The sequence below is a fragment of the Burkholderia sp. AU45388 genome (genome assembly GCF_030481585.1).
Classification (GTDB): Bacteria; Pseudomonadota; Gammaproteobacteria; order Burkholderiales; family Burkholderiaceae; genus Burkholderia; species Burkholderia sola.
Window position 1 is genome coordinate 233,493 of the sequence record NZ_JAUJPV010000004.1, and the last position, 19,789, is coordinate 253,281.

The 19,789-nt window shown below is 65.9% G+C and carries 22 protein-coding genes, 1 tRNA gene and 1 riboswitch; of the genes, 7 read left to right on the top strand and 16 right to left on the bottom strand.

Translation table 11 applies throughout. The features are described from left to right. Window positions 1–253: 253 nt before the first annotated feature. Both purM and QZM72_RS10755 read left to right on the top strand, forming a co-directional pair. Window positions 254–1,309 carry a phosphoribosylformylglycinamidine cyclo-ligase gene (gene purM, locus QZM72_RS10750; protein WP_089466742.1) on the top strand — a complete coding sequence of 352 codons (1,056 nt, stop codon included), beginning with the start codon at window positions 254–256 and terminating at the stop codon, window positions 1,307–1,309. Between the two features lie 14 nt (window positions 1,310–1,323). Further along, window positions 1,324–1,470, top strand: a complete 147-nt coding sequence (locus QZM72_RS10755) for a hypothetical protein (RefSeq protein ID WP_179233370.1) — start codon at window positions 1,324–1,326, stop codon at window positions 1,468–1,470. Here the strand turns inward: QZM72_RS10755 and miaA are convergent, their stop codons facing one another. Both miaA and mutL read right to left on the bottom strand, forming a co-directional pair. Then, window positions 1,471–2,445, bottom strand: coding sequence for a tRNA (adenosine(37)-N6)-dimethylallyltransferase MiaA (miaA, locus tag QZM72_RS10760; protein ID WP_089466743.1), 975 nt, complete (start codon window positions 2,443–2,445; stop codon window positions 1,471–1,473). Next, complete coding sequence (mutL, locus tag QZM72_RS10765) at window positions 2,442–4,469, bottom strand: DNA mismatch repair endonuclease MutL (protein ID WP_089466744.1); 2,028 nt, start codon at window positions 4,467–4,469, stop codon at window positions 2,442–2,444. Before mutL ends, miaA begins: the two co-directional genes overlap by 4 nt. Before the next feature lie 184 nt (window positions 4,470–4,653). Here mutL and QZM72_RS10770 point away from each other — a divergent pair, with 184 nt between their 5' ends. Next, complete coding sequence (locus QZM72_RS10770; RefSeq protein ID WP_089466745.1) at window positions 4,654–5,337, top strand: DedA family protein; 684 nt, start codon at window positions 4,654–4,656, stop codon at window positions 5,335–5,337. 85 nt (window positions 5,338–5,422) lie between these two features. Here QZM72_RS10770 and QZM72_RS10775 read toward each other — a convergent pair whose 3' ends face one another. The 4 genes from QZM72_RS10775 to QZM72_RS10790 form a co-directional block, all read right to left on the bottom strand. Further along, window positions 5,423–6,235, bottom strand: coding sequence for a mechanosensitive ion channel family protein (locus QZM72_RS10775; protein WP_089466746.1), 813 nt, complete (start codon window positions 6,233–6,235; stop codon window positions 5,423–5,425). A 248-nt stretch (window positions 6,236–6,483) separates the two neighbouring features. Further along, window positions 6,484–7,047, bottom strand: coding sequence for an adenylyl-sulfate kinase (gene cysC / locus QZM72_RS10780; protein ID WP_089466747.1), 564 nt, complete (start codon window positions 7,045–7,047; stop codon window positions 6,484–6,486). A gap of 549 nt (window positions 7,048–7,596) precedes the next feature. After that, the gene (locus QZM72_RS10785; protein WP_301738111.1) at window positions 7,597–8,430 is read right to left on the bottom strand and encodes a class II glutamine amidotransferase; all 834 of its coding nucleotides are present in this window, start codon (window positions 8,428–8,430) and stop codon (window positions 7,597–7,599) included. Window positions 8,431–8,624: 194 nt separating this feature from the next. Beyond that, window positions 8,625–8,954: a carboxymuconolactone decarboxylase family protein gene (locus QZM72_RS10790; protein WP_006484989.1), complete on the bottom strand. Its 330-nt coding sequence runs from the start codon at window positions 8,952–8,954 to the stop codon at window positions 8,625–8,627. A gap of 270 nt (window positions 8,955–9,224) precedes the next feature. On the opposite strand from QZM72_RS10790, the gene yiaA reads away from it, so the two are divergent. Beyond that, the gene (gene yiaA / locus QZM72_RS10795; RefSeq protein ID WP_050011812.1) at window positions 9,225–9,668 is read left to right on the top strand and encodes an inner membrane protein YiaA; all 444 of its coding nucleotides are present in this window, start codon (window positions 9,225–9,227) and stop codon (window positions 9,666–9,668) included. On the opposite strand, the gene QZM72_RS35630 is transcribed toward yiaA, so the two are convergent. From QZM72_RS35630 to QZM72_RS10845, 10 genes are all read right to left on the bottom strand, one after another. Continuing rightward, complete coding sequence (locus QZM72_RS35630; protein WP_367620030.1) at window positions 9,629–10,093, bottom strand: hypothetical protein; 465 nt, start codon at window positions 10,091–10,093, stop codon at window positions 9,629–9,631. The two genes, yiaA and QZM72_RS35630, sit on opposite strands and share 40 nt — an antisense overlap. A gap of 264 nt (window positions 10,094–10,357) precedes the next feature. Further along, window positions 10,358–10,434: transfer RNA gene (locus tag QZM72_RS10805), tRNA-Lys, on the bottom strand. 108 nt (window positions 10,435–10,542) lie between these two features. After that, window positions 10,543–11,292 carry a tol-pal system protein YbgF gene (gene ybgF, locus QZM72_RS10810; protein ID WP_089466748.1) on the bottom strand — a complete coding sequence of 250 codons (750 nt, stop codon included), beginning with the start codon at window positions 11,290–11,292 and terminating at the stop codon, window positions 10,543–10,545. 19 nt (window positions 11,293–11,311) lie between these two features. Beyond that, entirely contained in the window at window positions 11,312–11,821 is a 510-nt protein-coding gene (gene pal / locus QZM72_RS10815; protein ID WP_089466749.1) for a peptidoglycan-associated lipoprotein Pal, read from the bottom strand. A gap of 17 nt (window positions 11,822–11,838) precedes the next feature. Continuing rightward, window positions 11,839–13,134 carry a Tol-Pal system beta propeller repeat protein TolB gene (tolB, locus tag QZM72_RS10820; protein WP_301738038.1) on the bottom strand — a complete coding sequence of 432 codons (1,296 nt, stop codon included), beginning with the start codon at window positions 13,132–13,134 and terminating at the stop codon, window positions 11,839–11,841. Between the two features lie 109 nt (window positions 13,135–13,243). After that, the gene (gene tolA / locus QZM72_RS10825) at window positions 13,244–14,299 is read right to left on the bottom strand and encodes a cell envelope integrity protein TolA (protein WP_089466751.1); all 1,056 of its coding nucleotides are present in this window, start codon (window positions 14,297–14,299) and stop codon (window positions 13,244–13,246) included. After that, window positions 14,296–14,745, bottom strand: a complete 450-nt coding sequence (gene tolR / locus QZM72_RS10830) for a protein TolR (protein ID WP_006484943.1) — start codon at window positions 14,743–14,745, stop codon at window positions 14,296–14,298. The genes tolA and tolR overlap by 4 nt, the downstream gene beginning before the upstream one ends. A gap of 10 nt (window positions 14,746–14,755) precedes the next feature. Further along, window positions 14,756–15,433 carry a protein TolQ gene (gene tolQ / locus QZM72_RS10835; RefSeq protein WP_301738040.1) on the bottom strand — a complete coding sequence of 226 codons (678 nt, stop codon included), beginning with the start codon at window positions 15,431–15,433 and terminating at the stop codon, window positions 14,756–14,758. Window positions 15,434–15,577: 144 nt separating this feature from the next. After that, a complete protein-coding gene (gene ybgC / locus QZM72_RS10840) occupies window positions 15,578–16,063 on the bottom strand; it encodes a tol-pal system-associated acyl-CoA thioesterase (protein ID WP_089466752.1) in 486 nt (161 codons plus the stop codon). 108 nt (window positions 16,064–16,171) lie between these two features. Then, window positions 16,172–16,918: an SDR family NAD(P)-dependent oxidoreductase gene (locus QZM72_RS10845; RefSeq protein WP_089466753.1), complete on the bottom strand. Its 747-nt coding sequence runs from the start codon at window positions 16,916–16,918 to the stop codon at window positions 16,172–16,174. Between the two features lie 180 nt (window positions 16,919–17,098). Continuing rightward, a riboswitch (ZMP/ZTP riboswitch) is annotated at window positions 17,099–17,199 on the top strand. A gap of 137 nt (window positions 17,200–17,336) precedes the next feature. Between QZM72_RS10845 and glyA the strand changes: the two genes are divergently transcribed. The 3 genes from glyA (at window position 17,337) to QZM72_RS10860 (ending at window position 19,787) form a co-directional block, all read left to right on the top strand. Next, window positions 17,337–18,584, top strand: a complete 1,248-nt coding sequence (glyA, locus tag QZM72_RS10850) for a serine hydroxymethyltransferase (protein WP_301738041.1) — start codon at window positions 17,337–17,339, stop codon at window positions 18,582–18,584. Between the two features lie 6 nt (window positions 18,585–18,590). Beyond that, a complete protein-coding gene (gene nrdR, locus QZM72_RS10855; protein ID WP_301738042.1) occupies window positions 18,591–19,070 on the top strand; it encodes a transcriptional regulator NrdR in 480 nt (159 codons plus the stop codon). Between the two features lie 153 nt (window positions 19,071–19,223). Then, window positions 19,224–19,787: a GspH/FimT family pseudopilin gene (locus tag QZM72_RS10860; RefSeq protein ID WP_301738043.1), complete on the top strand. Its 564-nt coding sequence runs from the start codon at window positions 19,224–19,226 to the stop codon at window positions 19,785–19,787. Window positions 19,788–19,789 lie beyond the last annotated feature (2 nt).

Genomic DNA, 19,789 nt, shown 5'->3' on the forward strand with positions numbered 1-19,789 from the left:
AGCAGTCACAATGCGGATCGGTTGAAAAAACGCGTGCCGTACGCCGGGCACGCGTGAGGGAAGGCGCCTCGGCTGGCTTCACGCGCGACCGTACGCACGGCGGCGCGGCGCGGGTTTCGGCGCGCCTCGCCCGGCGATGAAAACGGGGACGTGTTGACCAAGATGCAATCCCTGACGATTCGGTGCTGGGAATTCCGGCCAACGGGCCGGCTTCGGGTAAAATCGCATTTTACCGACCTTCTCGCATTCCCCCATGAATCCTCCGAAATCCGCTCCCGACGCTCAGGGTCTGTCCTATCGCGACGCAGGTGTCGACATCGACGCAGGCGACGCGCTCATCGACAAGATCAAGCCTTTTGCGAAGAAAACCCTGCGCGACGGCGTGCTCGGCGGCATCGGCGGGTTCGGCGCGCTGTTCGAAGTGCCGAAGAAGTACAAGGAGCCCGTGCTCGTGTCCGGCACCGACGGCGTGGGCACCAAGCTCAAGCTGGCCTTTCATCTGAACAAACACGACACCGTCGGCCAGGATCTCGTCGCGATGAGCGTGAACGACATCCTCGTGCAGGGTGCCGAGCCGCTGTTCTTCCTCGACTATTTCGCCTGCGGCAAGCTCGACGTCGACACGGCTGCAACCGTCGTCAAGGGCATCGCGCAGGGCTGCGAACTGTCGGGCTGCGCGCTGATCGGCGGCGAAACGGCCGAAATGCCGGGCATGTACCCGGACGGCGAATACGACCTGGCCGGCTTCGCGGTCGGCGCGGTCGAAAAGAGCAAGATCATCGACGGCGGCACGATCGCCGAAGGCGACGTCGTGCTGGGCCTCGCATCGAGCGGCATCCACTCGAACGGCTTCTCGCTCGTGCGCAAGATCATCGAGCGCGCGAATCCCGATCTGTCGGCCGATTTCCACGGCCGCTCGCTGGCCGACGCGCTGATGGCGCCCACGCGCATCTACGTGAAGCCGCTGCTCGCGCTGATGCAGAAGCTGTCGGTGAAGGGCATGGCGCACATCACCGGTGGCGGCCTCGTCGAGAACATCCCGCGCGTGCTGCGCGAAGGCCTCACCGCCGAGCTCGACCAGCACGCATGGCCGCTGCCGCCGCTGTTCAAGTGGCTGCAGGAGCACGGCGGCGTCGCCGATGCGGAAATGCACCGCGTGTTCAACTGCGGGATCGGGATGGCCGTGATCGTCTCGGCGGCCGATGCCGACGCAGCGATCGCCGACTTGACCGCCGCCGGCGAACAGGTGTGGAAGATCGGTACCGTGCGTGCGACCCGCGAAGGCGAGGCGCAGACGGTCGTGGTCTGACGCGTCGCAAGCAGATGCAGCAGGAAAAGCCGCCCGGAGTCGATCCGGGCGGCTTTTTTTTCGGGCGGTGCGCTGCGGTCCGGCAAGTGGGCGACGGGCAGGACGCGTTCGTCGGCGACGCTTCCGCCAGCCTGCCGCCGACGCTGGAGATCCGCCGGTAATCAGTCCGGCGTGCGCCCGTCGAGCACCCGTTCGAGCGCGTCAAGGGCGCGGGCCGTCGAATCCGGCGCGATGCAATCGACGACGATCCGCTCCGGCATCGCGCGCAGCCACGTGATCTGGCGCTTGCAGAGCTGGCGTGTCGCGAAAATGCCCTTGTCGCGCATCGTCCGGTAGTCGGTGTCGCCGTCGAGGAATTCCCATGCCTGCCGGTAGCCGACGCAACGCATCGACGGCAGGTCGGGATGGAGATCGTCGCGGCGCCGCAGCCGTTCGACTTCGTCGATGAAGCCTGCGTCGAGCATCGCGTCGAAGCGCCGCGCGATCCGTGCGTGCAGCACCGCGCGGTCCGACGGCTCGAGCGCGACCGGCACGAAGCGGTACGCGGCGGCGGCATCGTCCGTGCGGCGCGGCGCGGCGAGCAGCGCCGACATCGGCTGCCCGCTCAGCATGAAGACTTCGAGCGCCCGCTGAATCCGCTGAGAATCGTTCGGCGCGAGCCGCGCGGCCGTGTCGGGATCGACCTGCGCGAGCCGCGCGTGCAGCGCCGGCCAGCCGTCGCGCGCGGCGTCGGCGTCGAGTGCCGCGCGGATCTCCGGATCGGCGCCCGGCAGGTCGTTGAGCCCTTGCGTCAGCGCCTTGTAGTACAGCATCGTGCCGCCCGCGAGCAGCGGCGTGCGGCCGCGCGCGACGATCTCGCCGATCAGCCGCAGCGTGTCCGCGCGGAATTCCGCGGCCGAATACGCGTCGGCCGGGTCGATGATGTCGATCAGGTGATGCGGCACGCTCGCGCGCTCGTCGCGCGACGGTTTCGCGGTGCCGATATCCATGTCGCGGTAGACGAGCGCCGAATCGACGCTGACGATCTCGATCGGGCGGCGCGCGGCGAGCGCCAGCGCCGCGGCGGTCTTCCCCGAAGCGGTGGGGCCGAGCAGGCAGGCGATCGTCATCGGGCGGGACGGCGAAGCAGCGCTCATTGGCCGCGCATGAAGAGACGGTCGAGATCGTTCAGCGTGAGCTGATACCAGGTCGGCCGGCCGTGATTGCACTGGTCCGCGCGCTCGGTCGCCTCCATCTGGCGCAGCAGCGCGTTCATCTCGTCGAGCGTCAGGCGCCGGTTCGCACGCACCGCGTGATGGCACGCGAGCGTGCCGAGCAGTTCGTGCTGGCGCTCGGTGAGCACGCGCGAGCCGCCGAACGCGTGCAGGTCGGCGAGCACCGCGCGCGCGAGCGACTGCAGGTCGGCGTCCTTCAGCAGCGCCGGCACCGCGCGGATCGCGAGCGTGGTCGGCGACAGCACCGCGAGGTCGAAGCCGAGCGATTCGAGCGTGTCGCGCTCTTCCTCGACCGTGCCGATCTCGACCGGCGTGGCCGTCATCGAGATCGGCAGCAGCAGCGACTGCACGGCGACCGTACGGTCGGCGAGCGCGTTCTTGAACTGCTCGTACAGGATCCGCTCGTGCGCCGCGTGCATGTCGACGATCACGAGGCCGTACGCGTTCTGTGCCAGCACGTAGATCCCGTGGATCTGGCCGAGCGCGAAGCCGAGCGGCTGCTCGTCGTGCGTGCCGGCGGCGAGCGGCGACGCAGCGAAGCCCGGCAGCGGCGCGGCCGGTGCGTCGGTCGAATCGGCCGCATCGCGGGCGATGAGTGTCGTGCCGTCCGGCGTGCCCGCGCCGCTGTCCTTGCGGCCGAACAGCGCGTCGTAGAGCGCGAGCGGCTGCGCGACGGGCAGCGTGCCTTGCGTCATTCGCGCCTGACGCATCCAGGTGTTGCCGGACGACGAAGACGACGACGGCGACGAGAAGCCGCTGCCGCCGATTCCACCGCCGCCGATTCCACCGCCGCCGCCTGTCGCATGGCCCTGGCTTTGGCCGAGCGGCGTATCGAGGAACGATGCCGGCCCGCGCGGCGCGGGCTCGATATGCGCGGCATGGCCCCCCGCCGTGGTTTCCGGCGATGCGCCCGCATGGCGCGCGAGCGCCCGCTGGACCGCGTGGAACACGTACTGGTGGATCGAGCGCGAATCGCGGAACCGCACTTCGATCTTCGACGGATGCACGTTCACGTCGACGGCTTCGGGCGGCAGGTCGAGGAACAGCACGTACGACGGGTAGCGGTCGCCGTGCAGCACATCCTCGTACGCCGCGCGCACCGCGTGCGTCAGCAGCTTGTCGCGCACGAAACGGCCGTTCACGAAGAAATACTGCTGGTCGGCGCGCCCGCGGCTCGCGGTCGGCAGGCCGGCGCAGCCGTACACGGCGAGCGGGCCGGCCTGCTCGTCGAGCGGCAGGTGCGCGGTCGCGAAGCCGTCGCCGAGGATCTTCGCGACGCGCTGCGCCGGCTCGGTCGCGTTCCAGTGCTCGACGGCCTTGCCGTTGTGCAGCACCGAGATCGCGACGTCCGGCCGCGCGAGCGCGGCGCGGCGGATCATTTCGAGGCAGTGGCCGAATTCGGTCTGCTCGCTCTTCAGGAACTTGCGTCGCGCGGGCGTGTTGAAGTACAGCTCGCGCACCTCGATCGTCGTGCCGATCGAGCCGGCGGCGGGCGACAGCACGCCCGTCTGCGCATCGATCTTCATCGCATGCGCGGCATCGGCCGTCCGGCTCGTGATCGACATCTCGGCGACCGATGCGATCGACGCGAGCGCTTCGCCGCGAAAACCCAGCGTCGCGACCGCCTCGAGCTCCTCGAGCGAGCGGATCTTGCTGGTCGCGTGGCGCATCAGCGCGAGCGCCAGTTCGTCCGGCGGAATCCCGCAGCCGTCGTCGGTGATCGAGATGCGCTTGACGCCGCCTTCTTCCAGCACGATGCGCAGCGTCGTCGCGCCGGCGTCCATCGCGTTCTCGAGCAACTCCTTGACGACCGACGCCGGGCGTTCGACGACCTCGCCGGCGGCGATCTGGCTGATCAGCTGGTCGGGCAGGGGCTGGATCGCGCGCAGGGGGCGCGCGGCGGGGGCGGGCGCGGCGCCCGCGGCCGTTTCGGTGATATCGGACATGGCCGAATTATAGCGAGGCCGCGAACGCGTGCCGGGGCGGCCGGCGGTTACGTTTTTTCACGGCGCCTTAAGGTAGTTTCGGTATCATCACTGCGTTGCGCGCGCCAGCCTTGGCTGGCGGCCGCCTCGGCCATGTCTGGCCTGTTCCGGCCGTTCCGGCCCCATCGCCTTCGAGGAATCGCATTTGGATACGCTGCTGCATTTCGTCAACCTTGTCCTGCATATCGACGCTTTCCTCGGCGATTTCATCCGGCAGTACGGTGCGTGGGTCTATCTCGTGCTGTTCCTGATCGTGTTCTGCGAGACGGGCCTCGTCGTGTTCCCGTTCCTGCCCGGCGATTCGCTGCTGTTCATCGGCGGCGCGTTCGCGGCGACGGGCGAAATGAACGTCGGCCTGCTGATCGTGCTGCTGCTCGTCGCGGCGATTTCCGGCAACACCGTGAACTACCTGATCGGCCGCTGGGTCGGCCCGAAGGTGTTCAATACGCATATCCCGGTGCTCGAGCGGTTCCTCGATCGCGCCGCGCTGCAGAAGACCCACTCGTTCTACGACAAGCACGGCGGCAAGACGATCGTGCTCGCGCGCTTCATTCCGGTCGTGCGCACGTTCGCGCCGTTCGTCGCGGGGGCGTCGTCGATGAGCGTCGCGCGCTTCCAGTTGTTCAACGTGATCGGCGCGCTGGTGTGGGTGCTGCTGCTCGTGCTGCTCGGCTATTTCTTCGGCAACATCCCGTTCATCCGCCAGTACCTGAACGTGATCGTGCTGGTCGGGATCGGCGCGGCGATCGTGCCGGTCGCGCTCGGCGCGGTGTGGAAGCTCGTGCGCGGGCGGCGCTCGGACGAGGCGCCGAAGGCGGGCGGGCGCTGACGCGATGCGACGGGTTTCGACGCAATAGAAAAGCGTGGCGAGTGCCACGCTTTTTTTCGTCCGTGCGGTTCGGCCGCGGCTTTCGTCACGCGTTGCGATGCGAGACCGGCGTTTCGGGCGTCGGATAGCCGGCTTCGCGGAACGTATCGAGAATCACGCGGTTGGTGTCGCAATACACCTGCCAGTAGTTCTCCGGTTGGGTCGACGGGCGCACGAACAGCAGCGGGCCTTCCGGCGTGAACTGCAGCACGCCGACGTCCGGCGCCGGCACTTTCAGCACGTTCGGCACCAGCTGGATCTGCGTTTTCAGGCGGTTGATCGCATCGGCGGCGTCGACGCTGTTCGCGATCTTCGCGGTGAGGTCGACGCGGCGGTGCGGCGTCGCGCTGTAGTTCGCGATGTTGTCCGAGAAGATCTTGTTGTTGCCGACGATCGTCACGATGTTGTCGGCGGTGACGATCGTCGTGCCGAACAGGCCGAGCTCCTTCACGGTGCCCGTGACGCCGCCCGCGCTGATCACGTCGCCGATCTTGAACGGGCGCAGCACCTGCATGAACACGCCGGCGGCGAAATGCGCGAGCAGGCCGCCCCAGGCGGTGCCGATCGCGAGGCCGAGGCCGGCGAGCAGTGCGGCGAACGAGGTCGTCTGTACGCCGAAGATCTGCAGGATCGCGAGGATCAGCAGGATCGTGAGCAGCACGCCGACGACGGAGGTCAGGTAGTCGGTGAGCGTCGGGTCGACCTTGCCGCTGCGGCGAACGACCTTGCCGAGCAGGCGCGTACCGATGCGGATCGCCCAGCGGCCGACGAACCACAACACGATCGCGGCGAGGAGGTTGAGGCCGAAGTCGAGGCCGCGAGTCATCAGGAATTGCTGGGCGGTGGCGAGATCGATCATGCGTTCTCCGAAGTCGAGGGTAAAAGGGCGGCGCATGCACCGGGATGGGAGGCGCTTTTATAACCTGACCTTTGAGCGCCGGGCAACCGGGCTGACATTGGTTGACGTAATGAAAAGCGGGCAGGACGTGGGTGCGCCGCGCCGGGCGGAATGGGAGGTCGACCGGTTTTCGGTCAGATCGTGTCGCGGTGGCCGACGATGGCCCGGTTCGCGCGGTGATGGAGGTTCACGACGGACGGCGACGTGCGTCAACCGTTCAACGGCAATTTCTGCATGATCGCGTGCACGCATTCCAGCGGACCTGCTTCGCCCGTGCGCACGTGCACGTCGGGCGATACCGGTTTTTCATAGGTCGATTCGATGCCGGTGAACTGCCGAAGGGTCCCTTGCCTTGCCCGCGCGTAGAGCCCTTTGGGGTCGCGCGCTTCCGCCACGTCCAGCGCAGCGTCGACGAAGACTTCGAAAAACATGCCCTGCGGAAAACGTGCGCGCGCTTTGGCGCGGGCCTCCTGAAAAGGCGAGATCAACGCGACGATGACGACGAGCCCGGCATCCACCATCAGGCGCGCGACCTCGGCCGTCCGACGAATGTTCTCGTGGCGGTCTGCGTCGCTGAATCCCAGGTCCTGATTCAATCCTTCGCGAAGCTGGTCGCCATCCAGCAGAAAAGTCCGAAGGCCGCGCGCATCGAGGTGTTCCTTGAGAAGATTCGAGAGCGTCGATTTACCGGCACCGGACACGCCGGTGAGCCATACCACGAAAGCATGGTCCTGCTTCATGCTGGAAAGCACGGATTGATTGCCCGTGAGCATGACAGGGCGGGAATGAGGGAGATCTTGAGTCATCTCGGATTCGATGTGCCGGTAACTGCGTCGTACTTTATTGATGCGAATTCAGTCGTCGTCGAATTGTAACGGTGCTTTTTAAAATTTGTAAGTTGAATATTTTGCTCGGGAATAAGCTTTCGCCTTCAGGCGGCGAGACGGTGTGCGAACCGCATCTGCCCGGTAATGATTGCCGGTTCGTCGTAATAATTCGAAATAAGTAGGCGTCGTCGACAGGATTTTCGATCGTGGATCTATTATTGAAATCACAACTGAATTAATTTTTATTCGACGAAAACCACAACAGTCCGCACGGGGCTGCTTTCGTGATGCGATTCCGTCACTTATTATCGAATGGCGAATTATCCGACGCCTGTTGCCTCGACGTATTTTTGCCCGGCGACGATTGGCATCCCTTCCGATTGGGTCGGCATGACCGAGCGTCGGGCCCCTTAAAAGCGGGATCGCCGCGATTACCCCGTCACGCTGAGGTCGTCGCTACCCGAATTCGCCCGATTTCGTCAGGACCGCGGCACGTCACTTGTGCCGCGGCCCGAACGGCCGCTGCTGCACATCGGCGCCGTGCGCGACGATCGCCATGCCCTCCGGCACTTCCTCCCACGCGCCGCGCAGGTCGACGAGCGGCTCCGACACGACCATGAACGCCTCGTCGCCGGCTTCGGCGATGCGCGGGTTATGCGGATACAGCTCGTGCAGGTGCTTGAACGACGTGCTATGGAACAGCGAGCGCGATTGCCGTTCGCTCGAATAGCGCACCGCGACGATCCGTTCGCCGTCCGTCGCGCAGATCGTCATGTTGAGCGGATCGGCGACGCGATGCCGCGCGGCGGTTTCCTCCACCACGCCGACCATGCGTTCGAGCGCCGGCAGCGGCGCCTGCTCGAGACCGTACGTCAGCGCGAGGCGGAACATCAGTTCGGAGTCGGTCGAGCCTTCGAGCGTCGGGAACAGCGCGGGATCGACCTTCATCGTCAGGTCGCGGCGCAGCTTGTGGAAATCGCGGATCAGCCCGTTGTGCGCGAACAGCCAGCGGCCGTGGCGGAACGGATGGCAGTTGGTTTCCTGCACGGGCGTGTCGGTCGCCGCGCGAATGTGCGCGACGAACATCCGCGAGCGGATCGCACGCGCGGCTTCGCGCAGGTTGCGGTCGTTCCATGCGGGATGCACGGAGCGATAGCGGAACGGGAGTTCGTCGGGGTGCCCGTACCAGCCGATGCCGAAGCCGTCGCCGTTGGTGGTCGTCGCGCCCAGCTCCGAATGCAGGCTCTGGTCGATCAGCGAATGCTTCGCGCGGAACAGCACGGTTTCCAGATGAATCGGATTGCCCGTATAGGCGAGCCAACGGCACATGGAGCGCTCCTTCACGATGTATCGTTCGCGCATGGTAGCCGACTCCACGACGCTTACGCGTCGAAGCGAGTCGCCCATATTCGTCACGCACGGCAGGCTCGTTCGCGCGATGCGCAACCGCCCGGCCATGCGGTCGCGCGCCACGCCACGCAACGACGCGGTGCGGCACGACGAGCGTGCCGCACCGCGCGGGCTCAGTCGCCGAGCGCGTCCATCACGCGCGCCGAATAGACGAGCGCCGCACCGGCATTCAACGCGATCGCTACGCCGAGCGCTTCCGCCACTTCCTCCTTGGTCGCGCCATGCTTGGCCGCTTCTGCCGTATGCACGGCGATACAGCCGTCGCAGCGCGTCGTGACGGCCACCGCGAGCGCGATCAGCTCGCGCGTTTTCGCGTCGAGATGGCCGGTTTTGGCGCCCGCGCCGGACAGCGCCTTGTAGCCGGCCAGCGTATCGGGCGACAGCTTGGCGATGTCGCCGATACGCGTCGAGAGTTCCTTCCGGTATTCGTTCCAGTTCAGCATGATGCGTCCTTGTCGAAAAGAGTGAGGAGGGCGGCGGGTGCCGCGAACTCCGGCGATGCAAGGCTATTCTGATCGCTATCGATGAGGGTTTGGATACGTTGAGGCGTCGATTTTCAGCGCAATCGTCTCGTGGATGCATTGCGTCAACCGTGGCTCACGCTCGCGGCGGATGCGCGACGGGCCGTCGTGACGCGCGCCAAAGCTGCTACCATGCGCAAAACGCAGTTCGATGACAACGATTTCGAACAACAAGAAAGAGAGGGCAAAGCAATGAACCAGACCACCATCCAGCAACCGTCGTTCGCGTTCGTGGCCGCGTCGTGGGCCGCACTGATCGCCGGTTTCGCGGCCTTCCTGATCGGGCTCTGGAACGCCGGCATGCAGCTCAACGAGAAGGGTTATTACTTCACCGTGCTGGTGTTCGGCCTCTATGCGGCGATTTCGCTGCAGAAGAGCGTGCGCGACCGCGCGGAAGGCATCCCCGTCACCGGCATCTACTACGGCCTCAGCTGGATCGCGCTGCTGCTGTCGATCGCGCTGCTGATCGTCGGCCTCTTCAACGCGACGCTGCAATTGAGCGAGAAGGGCTTTTACGCGATGTCGTTCGTGCTCGCGCTGTTCGGCTCGGTGGCCGTGCAGAAGAACACGCGCGACTTGCAGAACGCGAAGCCGCGCTATACCGACGCCGATTCCGCGCCGTCGATCCAGGAGTGACCGCACGTGCAGCGGGCGCCCGCCGAGGCCGCCCGCTGCGCGACGCCGTTCGTGGTACCCGCATTCGCCGGCGTGCCGCGGGCCCGATGTCCTTTCGTTTTGTCCATGCCGTCGCGCATGACGATGGAGATATTCCGGATGCCGAACTTCACCGACACCGCAGCGCGGACGCGCACGGCCGCCCGTTCCGTGGCCGCGCGGGCTGCGTTTGTGCTGGAGACCAACAACCTGCGCGGCGGCGCGGCGCTCGCGCAGGCCGTCGACAGCCTGAAGCGCGTCATGGCGGCGCTGGCGAAACAGACCGTGCCGCCGGCGGAACTTGCGCAATGGATCATCACGCACGACGGCCTGCCCGCCGACGCGTGCGCGGACATCACCGCGCTGGCCGGCCGCCCGATCGACTTCGTCGAGATCGGCGCGAGCACCGGCTACTACGACGCGAAGAACGACGGCTTCGATCGCGTCGATGCCGATCGCTGCGACATCGTCGTATTCGGCGATGCCGATTGCCAGCCGGCCGACGACTGGGCTCAAGCACCTATATGTTGCGGTACTGCGGGACGTGAGTGTGCGGTGATCGGCCGGAGACCGAGCGTGGCGAGCATCGTCGAGAATCCTGCTCCAACGGCGCGGCGACAGACGCAAAAAAGCCTCCGCGAGGGAGGCTTTTTTACACTATCGAAGATAGTTGGTAGGGTGGGAGGGACTCGAACCCTCGACTCTCTGATTAAAAGTCAGATACTCTAACCAACTGAGTTACCACCCCACATTCTTGAAACCTGTCGGTTCGTTGCTTCAATAAACTGGGCAACGACCTAAAGAGCAAAAAATTATAGCGGCGGGCTACAAGGCTGTCAACAACCCGTCACGATAATTATTTGATGGTTTCGAGCTTGCCCTGCGCCGTCTGCGCCGCGTTCGACCCGGCGTACTGCGACACGACCTGCTCGAACGTCTTCTTCGCGGCCGCCTTCTGGCCTTGTTCGAGCTGGTTCGTACCGATCGCCACGAGGGCGTCGGCCGCGCGCGGGTGTTGCGGGAACTTGCTGACGATCCCTTGCCACGTCGCGGTCGAACCGCGGTAGTCGCGCAGCGCGTATTGCGCGTTGCCGTACCAGTACTGCGCGGTCGGCTGATAGGGACTTTGCGGATACTTCGCGATGAACGCGCGGAACGAAGCCGCGGCCGCCTTGAAGTTGCCGTTGCGGAACTGCTGCTGCGCCGCGCTGAGCGCATCCGTTTCACCCGGCTGCACGGTGCCTTCGACACCATCGATCGTCGCCTGCTGCGGCTCGAACTTCTTGAGCCGCGTGTCGAGATCCTGGTAGTACTCCTTCTGCTGCCGCTCGAGCGTCGTCAGCCGGTTCGTCAGATCCTCGTTCTCGCCGCGCAGCGTCGCGACCTGCTGGCTCAGCTGGTCGAGACGGCCGGATTGATCGAGGATCGTACGCTGGGCGGCCGACAACTGGCTCGACAGGTTGTCGCTCTTGCTGCGCAGATCGAGTACGGCACGGCGCGCTTCGTTGTCGTCGAACATGCCGGCGTGCGCCGGCGCGGCCGACCACGCCGCGCCCGCGACGCAGAATGCTGCGGCAACGCGCAGCCAGGTTGAACGGTGCGTCATACGGCGATTCTTCCGTTACTTACTGTTGGTAGACGAGGTCGGCGCGACGGTTCTGCGCCCACGATGCTTCGTCGTGACCCGTTGCCTGCGGCTTTTCCTTGCCGAGGCTCACGGCTTCCATTTGCGAGTCGTTCACGCCAAGCAGGGCCATCGCGCGGCGGACGGCTTCCGCACGCTTCTGGCCGAGCGCGAGGTTGTACTCGCTCGTGCCGCGTTCGTCGGTGTTGCCCTGGATCAGCACGTGGCGCTGCGGGTGGCTCTTCAGGTACTGCGCGTGCTGCTGCATCAGCGGCTGGTACTCGTCCTTCACCGAATAGCTGTCGAAGTCGAAGTAGATGCTGCGCTTCGCGAGCGGGCTGTTCGGGTCGTTCAGCGGATCGACGTTCACTTGCGCGACGTTGTCGGCGTTCGGCTGCGTGCCGATTGCGCCGGCGTTCGCCTTGTCGTCGAGCTTCACGCCCGACTTGCACGCTGCGAGCGCGCTGATCATCATCACGGCCAGGGCCAGACGAGCTTTATTCGACATCATGGTTACTCTCCTTGTGGTCATTGCATGAAGGGCCCCCACGACGGCTCGCGAACGGAGCCGCCCTGGACGGACAGGATCTGCGGCGGCGCGCTGCCGTCGGAAGGCACTGCAGCCAGCACATTGCGGCCACCCGACTGGGTAGCGTACAGAAGGTACTGGCCGTTTGCCGCGAAGCTCGGCGATTCGTCGCGATTGGTATTCGTGATGGCGTTCGCCGCGCCAGTCTGCAGATCCTGAACGTACAGCTTGAAGCCCCCGCCCGTGCGGGAGATGTAAGCGAGCAGCTTGCCGTCCGGGCTCACGCGCGGGCTCGTGTTGTAGCTGCCGGTGAAGGTCACGCGCTGCGCGGCGCCGGCGCTCTCGCCCTGTGCGGGCATCCGGTAGATTTGCGGCGCGCCGCCGCGGTCGCTCGTGAAGTAGATCCAGCGGCCGTCCGGCGAGTAGAACGGTTCGGTGTCGATCGAGCTGCTCTGCGTGAGACGGCGCAGGCCGCCGCCGTTCGCGTTGACTGTATAGATTTGCGTATTGCCCGTCAGCGACAGCGCGACGGCCAGCGTGTTGCCGTCCGGCGACCACGCCGGTGCGCTGTTGTTGCCCTTCTGGTCGGAGACCATGTAGCGGCGGCCGGTCGGCAGGTCATGGATGTAGACGATCGGTTTCTTGCGCTCGAACGACACGTACGCGACCTTCGTGCCGCTCGGCGACCAGGCCGGCGAGATGATCGGTTCGGTGCTCGACAGCGCGATGCGCGCGTTCTGGCCGTCCGAATCCGAAATCTGCAGCTGGTAGCGGTTGCCGGTCTTGATCACGTACGACAGGCGCGTGGCGAACACGCCGCGCACGCCGAGCAGCTTCTGGTAGATGTAGTCGGCGATCTTGTGGCCGGCCGTGCGCAGCGTGGTGTCGGTGGCCGTCAGCGACAGGCCGCCGAGGCTTTGCTGCTTCACGGTGTCGTACAGGATGAAGTTGACCTTGTACTGGCCGTTTGCCTCGCGGTTCACGCTGCCGGCGACGAATGCATTCGCGCCCTTGGCCTTCCACGCGCCGAGATCGACCGATGCGGTCTCGGGCACGGGCGTGCTGCCCGCGTCGATGTTGGTGAATTTGCCGCTGCGGGCGAGGTCGGCGCGCACGATCGACGTGACCTGCTGCGGCAGGCTCGCCTCGTTCGTGAAATTCGCGGTGGCAATGGGGAACTGGGTCGACCCGACACCGGTGATCAGCACGTTGACCTGGGCGTTAGCGGCGCTGCCCGCCGTAATCAGACACGAGGCCACGAGTGCCCTGAAACCTAGCTTTGTCATCAAACTCATGCTTCTTGCTTCCCGTATGGCTTGGATCGCTGCGCAACCGCAGAGACAGTAAAAATACCCGATTCGTTCCCGTCCGACAGCGACGCCCGGAGTGTAAGCGCATTTCGTTTCACTCCGCCGCCTTGAAGGTAATCGTAATGTCGGACGGGGTACGACCGTTAGAATCGGGCGGCAACGGGACCGATGCGTGGATCGCGTTGACCACGGCTTGATCCCACCCCGAATTCCCGCTCGAGCGGGAGACCGATGCGCTCAATACGTCACCGGACGGCGTGCACCGAATCTTGACGACGGTGGTCAGGCCTGCCCGCTCGCCGCCCCAAACGATGTTCGGCTTGACGCGGCGGCGCACCTTGTCGGCATAGCCTGGCGTCGCGGCATTGCCGCCGGAGCCCGTGCCTGTGCCGCTTTTCGCGAGGCCGTCGCCGCCGCCTTCGCCGGCGCCGGACAGCCCCTGCATTTGCGCGAGGCGCGCGTTGCGCTCGCGGTCGAGCTTCGCGTTCGCCGCCGCAGTGGCCTTCGCGTGCGCCGCGGCTTCGGCCTTCGCCTTGGCCTGGGCTTCCGCCTTTGCCTTCGCGGCTGCTTCGGCCTTCGCCTTCGCCGCCTGCTGCGCTTCGAGCTGCGCCTGCTTTTGCTGCTGGAGTTTCTGCTGTTCGAGCTTCTGCTGCTCGGCGAGCTGCTGTTGCTTGAGCTTCTCGGCCTGTTTCTGTTTTTCGCGTTCCGTGGCCTTCTGGGCGGCGAGCGCGGCGGCCTGCTGCGCGGCAAGCTGCGCGCGCCGGGCTTCCTCTTCCTGCTGGGCCTTCAGTTGCTGCGCACGGCGCTGCTGCTCGAGCTGCGCTTCGCGCGCGGCCGCTTCCTGCTGACGCTTCTTTTGCTGCAGCGCGATGTCGGCCTGCTCGTCGCGCACCGGCGGAGGGGGCGGCGCGACTTTCACGGGCGGCGTGGGCGTGACGACGGGCCGCGGCGCGGGGACGTCGGGCACTTCGGTCCACAGCTCGGCCTCGGCGCCGGCCGGCGTGCTGTTCTGCCACTGCACGCCGTGATAGAGGAACAGTGCGAGCAGCACGTGCATCAGCGCGGCGAGCGCGAACGCGCGCCACGTCCCGCGCTCGCGAGGAGGCTGGAGCGGGTAGGCGGACCTGCGCGTGGATTGCTGCCGGTTCATTGCGATTTGACGAGGAGGCCGACGCGCTTGACGCCGCGCGCCTTCAGATCGGACATCACGGTCATGACGGCATCGTACTGCACGGTCTTGTCGGCTGCGATCACGACCGGCTGGTCAGGATGATCGGCCTGACGGGCCGAGATGAAGCTGTCGAGTTCGGCCTTCGTCATCGTGTCTTCCTGGGTCGCGCCCGAATCGCCCTTGTACTTGACGCTCATCGTGCGGTCGGCCTTGATGTTGACGACGACGGGCGGCGTCTGCTCCTGCGGCGCGGCATTGCCGACGGTCGGCAGGTTGATGATCGACGGCGCGACGAGCGGTGCGGTGACCATGAAGATCACGAGCAGCACCAGCATCACGTCGATGTACGGCACGACGTTGATGTCGGCCATTGCGCGGCGCGAGCGGCCGCCGCGCATGCTGGATCGGATGGGGCTTCCTGCCATGGCGCGCTCCTTACTGGGCCTGACGCTGCAGGATGTTCGAGAACTCTTCGATGAAGGTCTCGAAGCGGATCGCGAGGCGGTCGATGTCGTGCGCGTAGCGGTTGTACGCGACCACCGCCGGAATCGCGGCGAACAGGCCGATCGCGGTGGCGACGAGCGCCTCGGCGATGCCCGGCGCGACGTTCGCGAGCGTGGCCTGCTGCACGTTCGCGAGGCCGCGGAAGGAGTTCATGATCCCCCAGACCGTGCCGAACAGACCGATGTACGGGCTGACCGAGCCGACCGACGCGAGGAATGCGAGATTGGCTTCGAGCACGTCCATTTCACGCTGGAACGACGCGCGCATCGCGCGGCGCGCACCGTCGAGCACGAGGCCCGGATCGCTGAGGCGCTTTTCCTTCGCCTTCAGGAATTCGCGCATCCCGGATTCGAAAATCCGCTCGAGCGCACCGATCGTGTGACGGTTGTTGGCCGCGCTTTGATACAGAGCCTGCAGGTCTCCGCCCGACCAGAAATCCTTCTCGAAGCGTTCGGTCTGCGCGCGTGCGTGGCGGATCGCGAACCACTTGCGGAAGATGAAGGTCCACGACATCAGCGACAGCAGCAGCAACAGCCCCATCACGGCCTGGGCCAGCACGCTCGCGTTGAGGACGAGGGAAATGATCGACAGGTCTTGAACAGTATTCATAGAGGTTTGAGTAACGTCCCTTCGGGAATGCCCGGCAAGGGCGTCCGGTGTGCGTGCGGCGCGGCGCGCCGGCGATGCCTGACGCCGAACCTTGCTTAGTATCGAATCAGAACGGCAAGTTCATAGGCTGTATCTAAACGGCGCTCATGCGAGCTTCGTTGACAGACCAGTCTGCCCGGTGTCGATGACGGGCCCGCGTTGCAGCGCGTCGAGCACGGCCGGCGGGATGGCCGCGGGCCGGATGCCGTGACGGTCGACGCAGCCGAGGCGGATCTGCCCGGCCACGAGCAGCGTGTCGCCACACCAGGCTTCCTGCGTGAATTCCACCGATGCGCGGCCGATGCGTCCGGGCCGGCTCGTGATCGTCAGCGTGTCGTCGAGTCGCGCCGGCGCGCGGTAGTCGAGCGACGTGCTGCGCACGATGAAGATCGCATCGGTATCGTCGGCGAGCCGACGCTGGTCGACGCCGCATGCGCGAAGCCACTCGGTGCGGGCGCGCTCGAAGAACTTCAGGTAGTTGGCATAGAAGACGATGCCGCCTGCATCGGTATCCTCGTAGTACACGCGCACCGGCCAGGTAAAGCCGGACGGCGCTTCCGGGGAGCGGGTAGGCTGAGTCATGGCGCGCATTCTACCGGAAGGCAAAGACGGGATTCGTAACCGATTCGTAACGGAATGTAGTGCGTCGTAGCACACCGCGGGCCGGCCGCAGGCGGGCCTGCGGCGGCGGGCGACGCGTCAGCCGCGATGGATCGTGAGGCCGGCCGGCGCTTGCGCGACCGGCATCATTTCGATCGTATTGATGTTGACGTGCGCGGGACGCGTGGCGATCCAGTAGATCGTGTCGGCGATGTCCTCGGCCGTGAGCGGCTGGACATTCTCGTAGACGTTCGCCGCCTTTGCATCGTCGCCGCGGAAGCGGACGTTCGAGAATTCCGTGCCGCCGCACAGACCCGGCTCGATGTCGGTGACGCGCAACGGCGTGCCGATCAGGTCGGTACGCAGGTTCAGGCTGAATTGTCTGACGAAAGCCTTGGTCGCGCCGTATACGTTCCCGCCTGGATACGGATAGGTGCCGGCCACCGAGCCCAGATTGAAGATATGGCCGCGACCACGCGCGATCATGCCGGGCAGCAACGCGTGCGTGACGGTCACGAGGCCCGAGCAGTTCGTGTCGATCATGGTCTGCCATTCGTCGAGGCTCGCCTTCTGGGCAGGCTCGACGCCGAGCGCGAGGCCGGCGTTGTTGACGAGCACGTCGAGCGCGGCGAATTCGGCGGGAAGGGAGGCCGGCACGGCTTCGACGGCCGCGCGGTCGCGCACGTCGAGCTCGAACGGCAGCAGTGCGTCGCCGAGTTCGGCCGCGAGCGCGTCGAGGCGATCCTTGCGGCGCGCGGTGGCGACGACACGATGGCCGCCCTTGACGAAGGCGCGGGAGATGGCGGCGCCGAAGCCGGCGGACGCACCTGTGACGAACACGATCATTGCTGCTCCTGGTCGGTAACGGAATAGCGGGTGGAATCCCGCAAGCCTACTGAGAATGCCGCACCGCGGCAAGACGGCGAAGTGTTTCGGCACGGGCGCGTAGAGTCCGGCCCTTATTGTTTGGAGGCCGCTGCCGTGCGGTTGCCTATTCATGACGCATCCAATACACTAATGCGCTCATCACCCCTGCGTGACTGGCGATAGAACCCTTCGGGTTCAAGGTGGAGCATCCCACCGTGAAGCGCGGGGCGCCGTTTTTGCCGTTCGCCTGGGCAGCCGTTGTGCGCCGTCGCGTGCATCGCCGGTAGCTGTCCTGCCTCGCGTTATACGGATTCTTCCGCCACGTCGAGCTGGTCTCGCCAGCAGCGCACCGTACTCGGCCGCTCCGGTCAACCTGTACACACTTAACGGAACCCGTATGTTTGACAGAGCCCAAAGCACCATTGCGAACGTCGATCCCGAAATCTTTGCAGCGATCGAGCAGGAAAACCGCCGCCAGGAAGATCACATCGAGCTGATCGCGTCGGAAAACTACACGAGCCCGGCCGTGATGGCCGCCCAAGGCTCGCAGCTCACGAACAAGTACGCGGAAGGGTATCCGGGCAAGCGCTACTACGGTGGCTGCGAGTACGTCGACGTGGTCGAGCAACTGGCGATCGACCGTGTGAAGCAACTGTTCGGCGCGGAAGCCGCGAACGTGCAGCCGAACTCTGGTTCGCAGGCGAACCAAGGCGTGTTCTTCGCGATGCTCAAGCCGGGCGACACGATCATGGGCATGAGCCTCGCGCATGGCGGCCACCTGACGCACGGCTCGCCGGTGAACATGTCGGGCAAGTGGTTCAACGTGGTGAGCTACGGCCTGAACGAAAACGAAGACATCGACTACGACGCAGCCGAGAAGCTGGCGCAGGAACACAAGCCGAAGCTGATCGTCGCGGGCGCGTCGGCGTTTGCGCTGAAGATCGACTTCGAGCGTCTGGCGAAGATCGCGAAGTCGGTGGGCGCGTACCTGATGGTCGACATGGCGCACTACGCCGGTCTGATCGCGGCGGGCGTGTATCCGAACCCGGTGCCGCACGCGGACTTCGTGACGACGACGACGCACAAGAGCCTGCGCGGCCCGCGCGGCGGCGTGATCCTGATGAAGGCCGAATACGAGAAGCCGATCAACTCGGCGATCTTCCCGGGGATCCAGGGCGGCCCGCTGATGCACGTGATCGCGGCGAAGGCCGTGGCGTTCAAGGAAGCGCTGTCGCCGGAGTTCAAGGAATATCAGCAGAAGGTCGTCGAGAATGCGCGCGTGCTGGCCGAAACGCTGGTGAAGCGCGGGCTGCGGATCGTCTCGGGCCGCACGGAAAGCCACGTGATGCTGGTCGACCTGCGCGCGAAGAACATCACGGGCAAGGCGGCGGAAGCGGCGCTCGGCGCGGCGCACATCACGGTGAACAAGAACGCGATCCCGAACGACCCGGAAAAGCCGTTCGTGACGAGCGGCGTGCGCCTGGGCTCGCCCGCGATGACGACGCGCGGTTTCGGGCCGGTGGAAGCCGAGCAGGTGGGCAACCTGATCGCCGACGTGCTCGAGAATCCGGAAGACGCAGCGACGATCGACCGCGTGCGCGCGCAGGTCGCCGAGCTGACCAAGCGTTTCCCGGTCTATCGCTGATCGCCGATGCGTTGCCCGTTCTGCCGGCATGACGATACGCAGGTCGTGGACTCGCGCGTGTCCGAAGATGGCGCCGCGATTCGGCGGCGCCGTCGCTGCTCGGCTTGCGACAAGCGTTTCACGACGTACGAGCGGGTCGAGTTGTCCCTGCCGTTCGTCGTGAAGAAGGACGGCAGCCGCACGGAATTCGACCGTCGCAAGATCGTCGCCAGCATGCAACTCGCGCTGCGCAAGCGGCCGGTTGCCGCCGACGCGATCGACGCGGCGGTCGCCCGCATCGAGTATCAACTGCTCGCGACTGGCGAGCGCGAAGTGCGTAGCGAGAAGCTGGGCGAACTCGTGATGAACGAGTTGCGCGGCCTCGATACGATCGCCTATGTGCGCTTCGCCTCGGTGTATCGCCAGTTCGAGGACGTTTCCGAATTTGCCGACGTGATCGAAGAGTTCCGTCGCGCCTCTCCCACCAAGACCCCACGTAAGCGCTGACGCGCTGCGTCCGTTCATTGTCTGCTCCATTGGTTCGATTCGCGCCGATTGTGTCGGTTGCGATCGCATGTCGCCAGTCGGCCGTTCGGCCAATGGCGCGCATCCGCACGCGCCGCTACAGTCGTCGCATCACCGTGGCGGAGGACGATTGCGATGGAACGGGGCGCTCAACCCTTGAAGAATGTGGTGCAACGGCCGGGCGGATTCACGCTGGTCGAGCTGATGGTCGCCATGTCGCTGGCGGCGGGGCTCGCGCTCTATGCGGTGCCCACGTTCGACCAGTGGCGCATGCGCGAACGCGTGGATGCCCGCTCGCGCGCGCTGCTCGGTGCGCTGTCGTTTGCGCGTGCCGAGGCAACGCGTCTCGGCGCGCGCGTCACGCTGTGCCGCGCCGGGCGCGACGGCGCCTGTCTGCGTGCCGGCGAGCGATGCGATACGGCCGAATGGTCATGCGACTGGATCGTCAGCGGGCAAGTCGACGGGCAGTCGCGTGTGCTGCGACGCTACCCGCGCGATGCCGAAGTGGCCGTCGCGGGCGCCGCGCATGAGCTCGCGTTTGCACCGCCGGTCGGTCAGTCGATCGGCGGCATCCGGCGTTTCGAGGTGCGTCCGCGGCGCAGCGTGTCCGGCGCCGACGACGCGCGCGTATCGCGTTGCGTGCGGATTGCGGCAGGCGGTCGCGCGCGGCTGGTCGCCGGGCGCTGCGACGCGGCGTGATC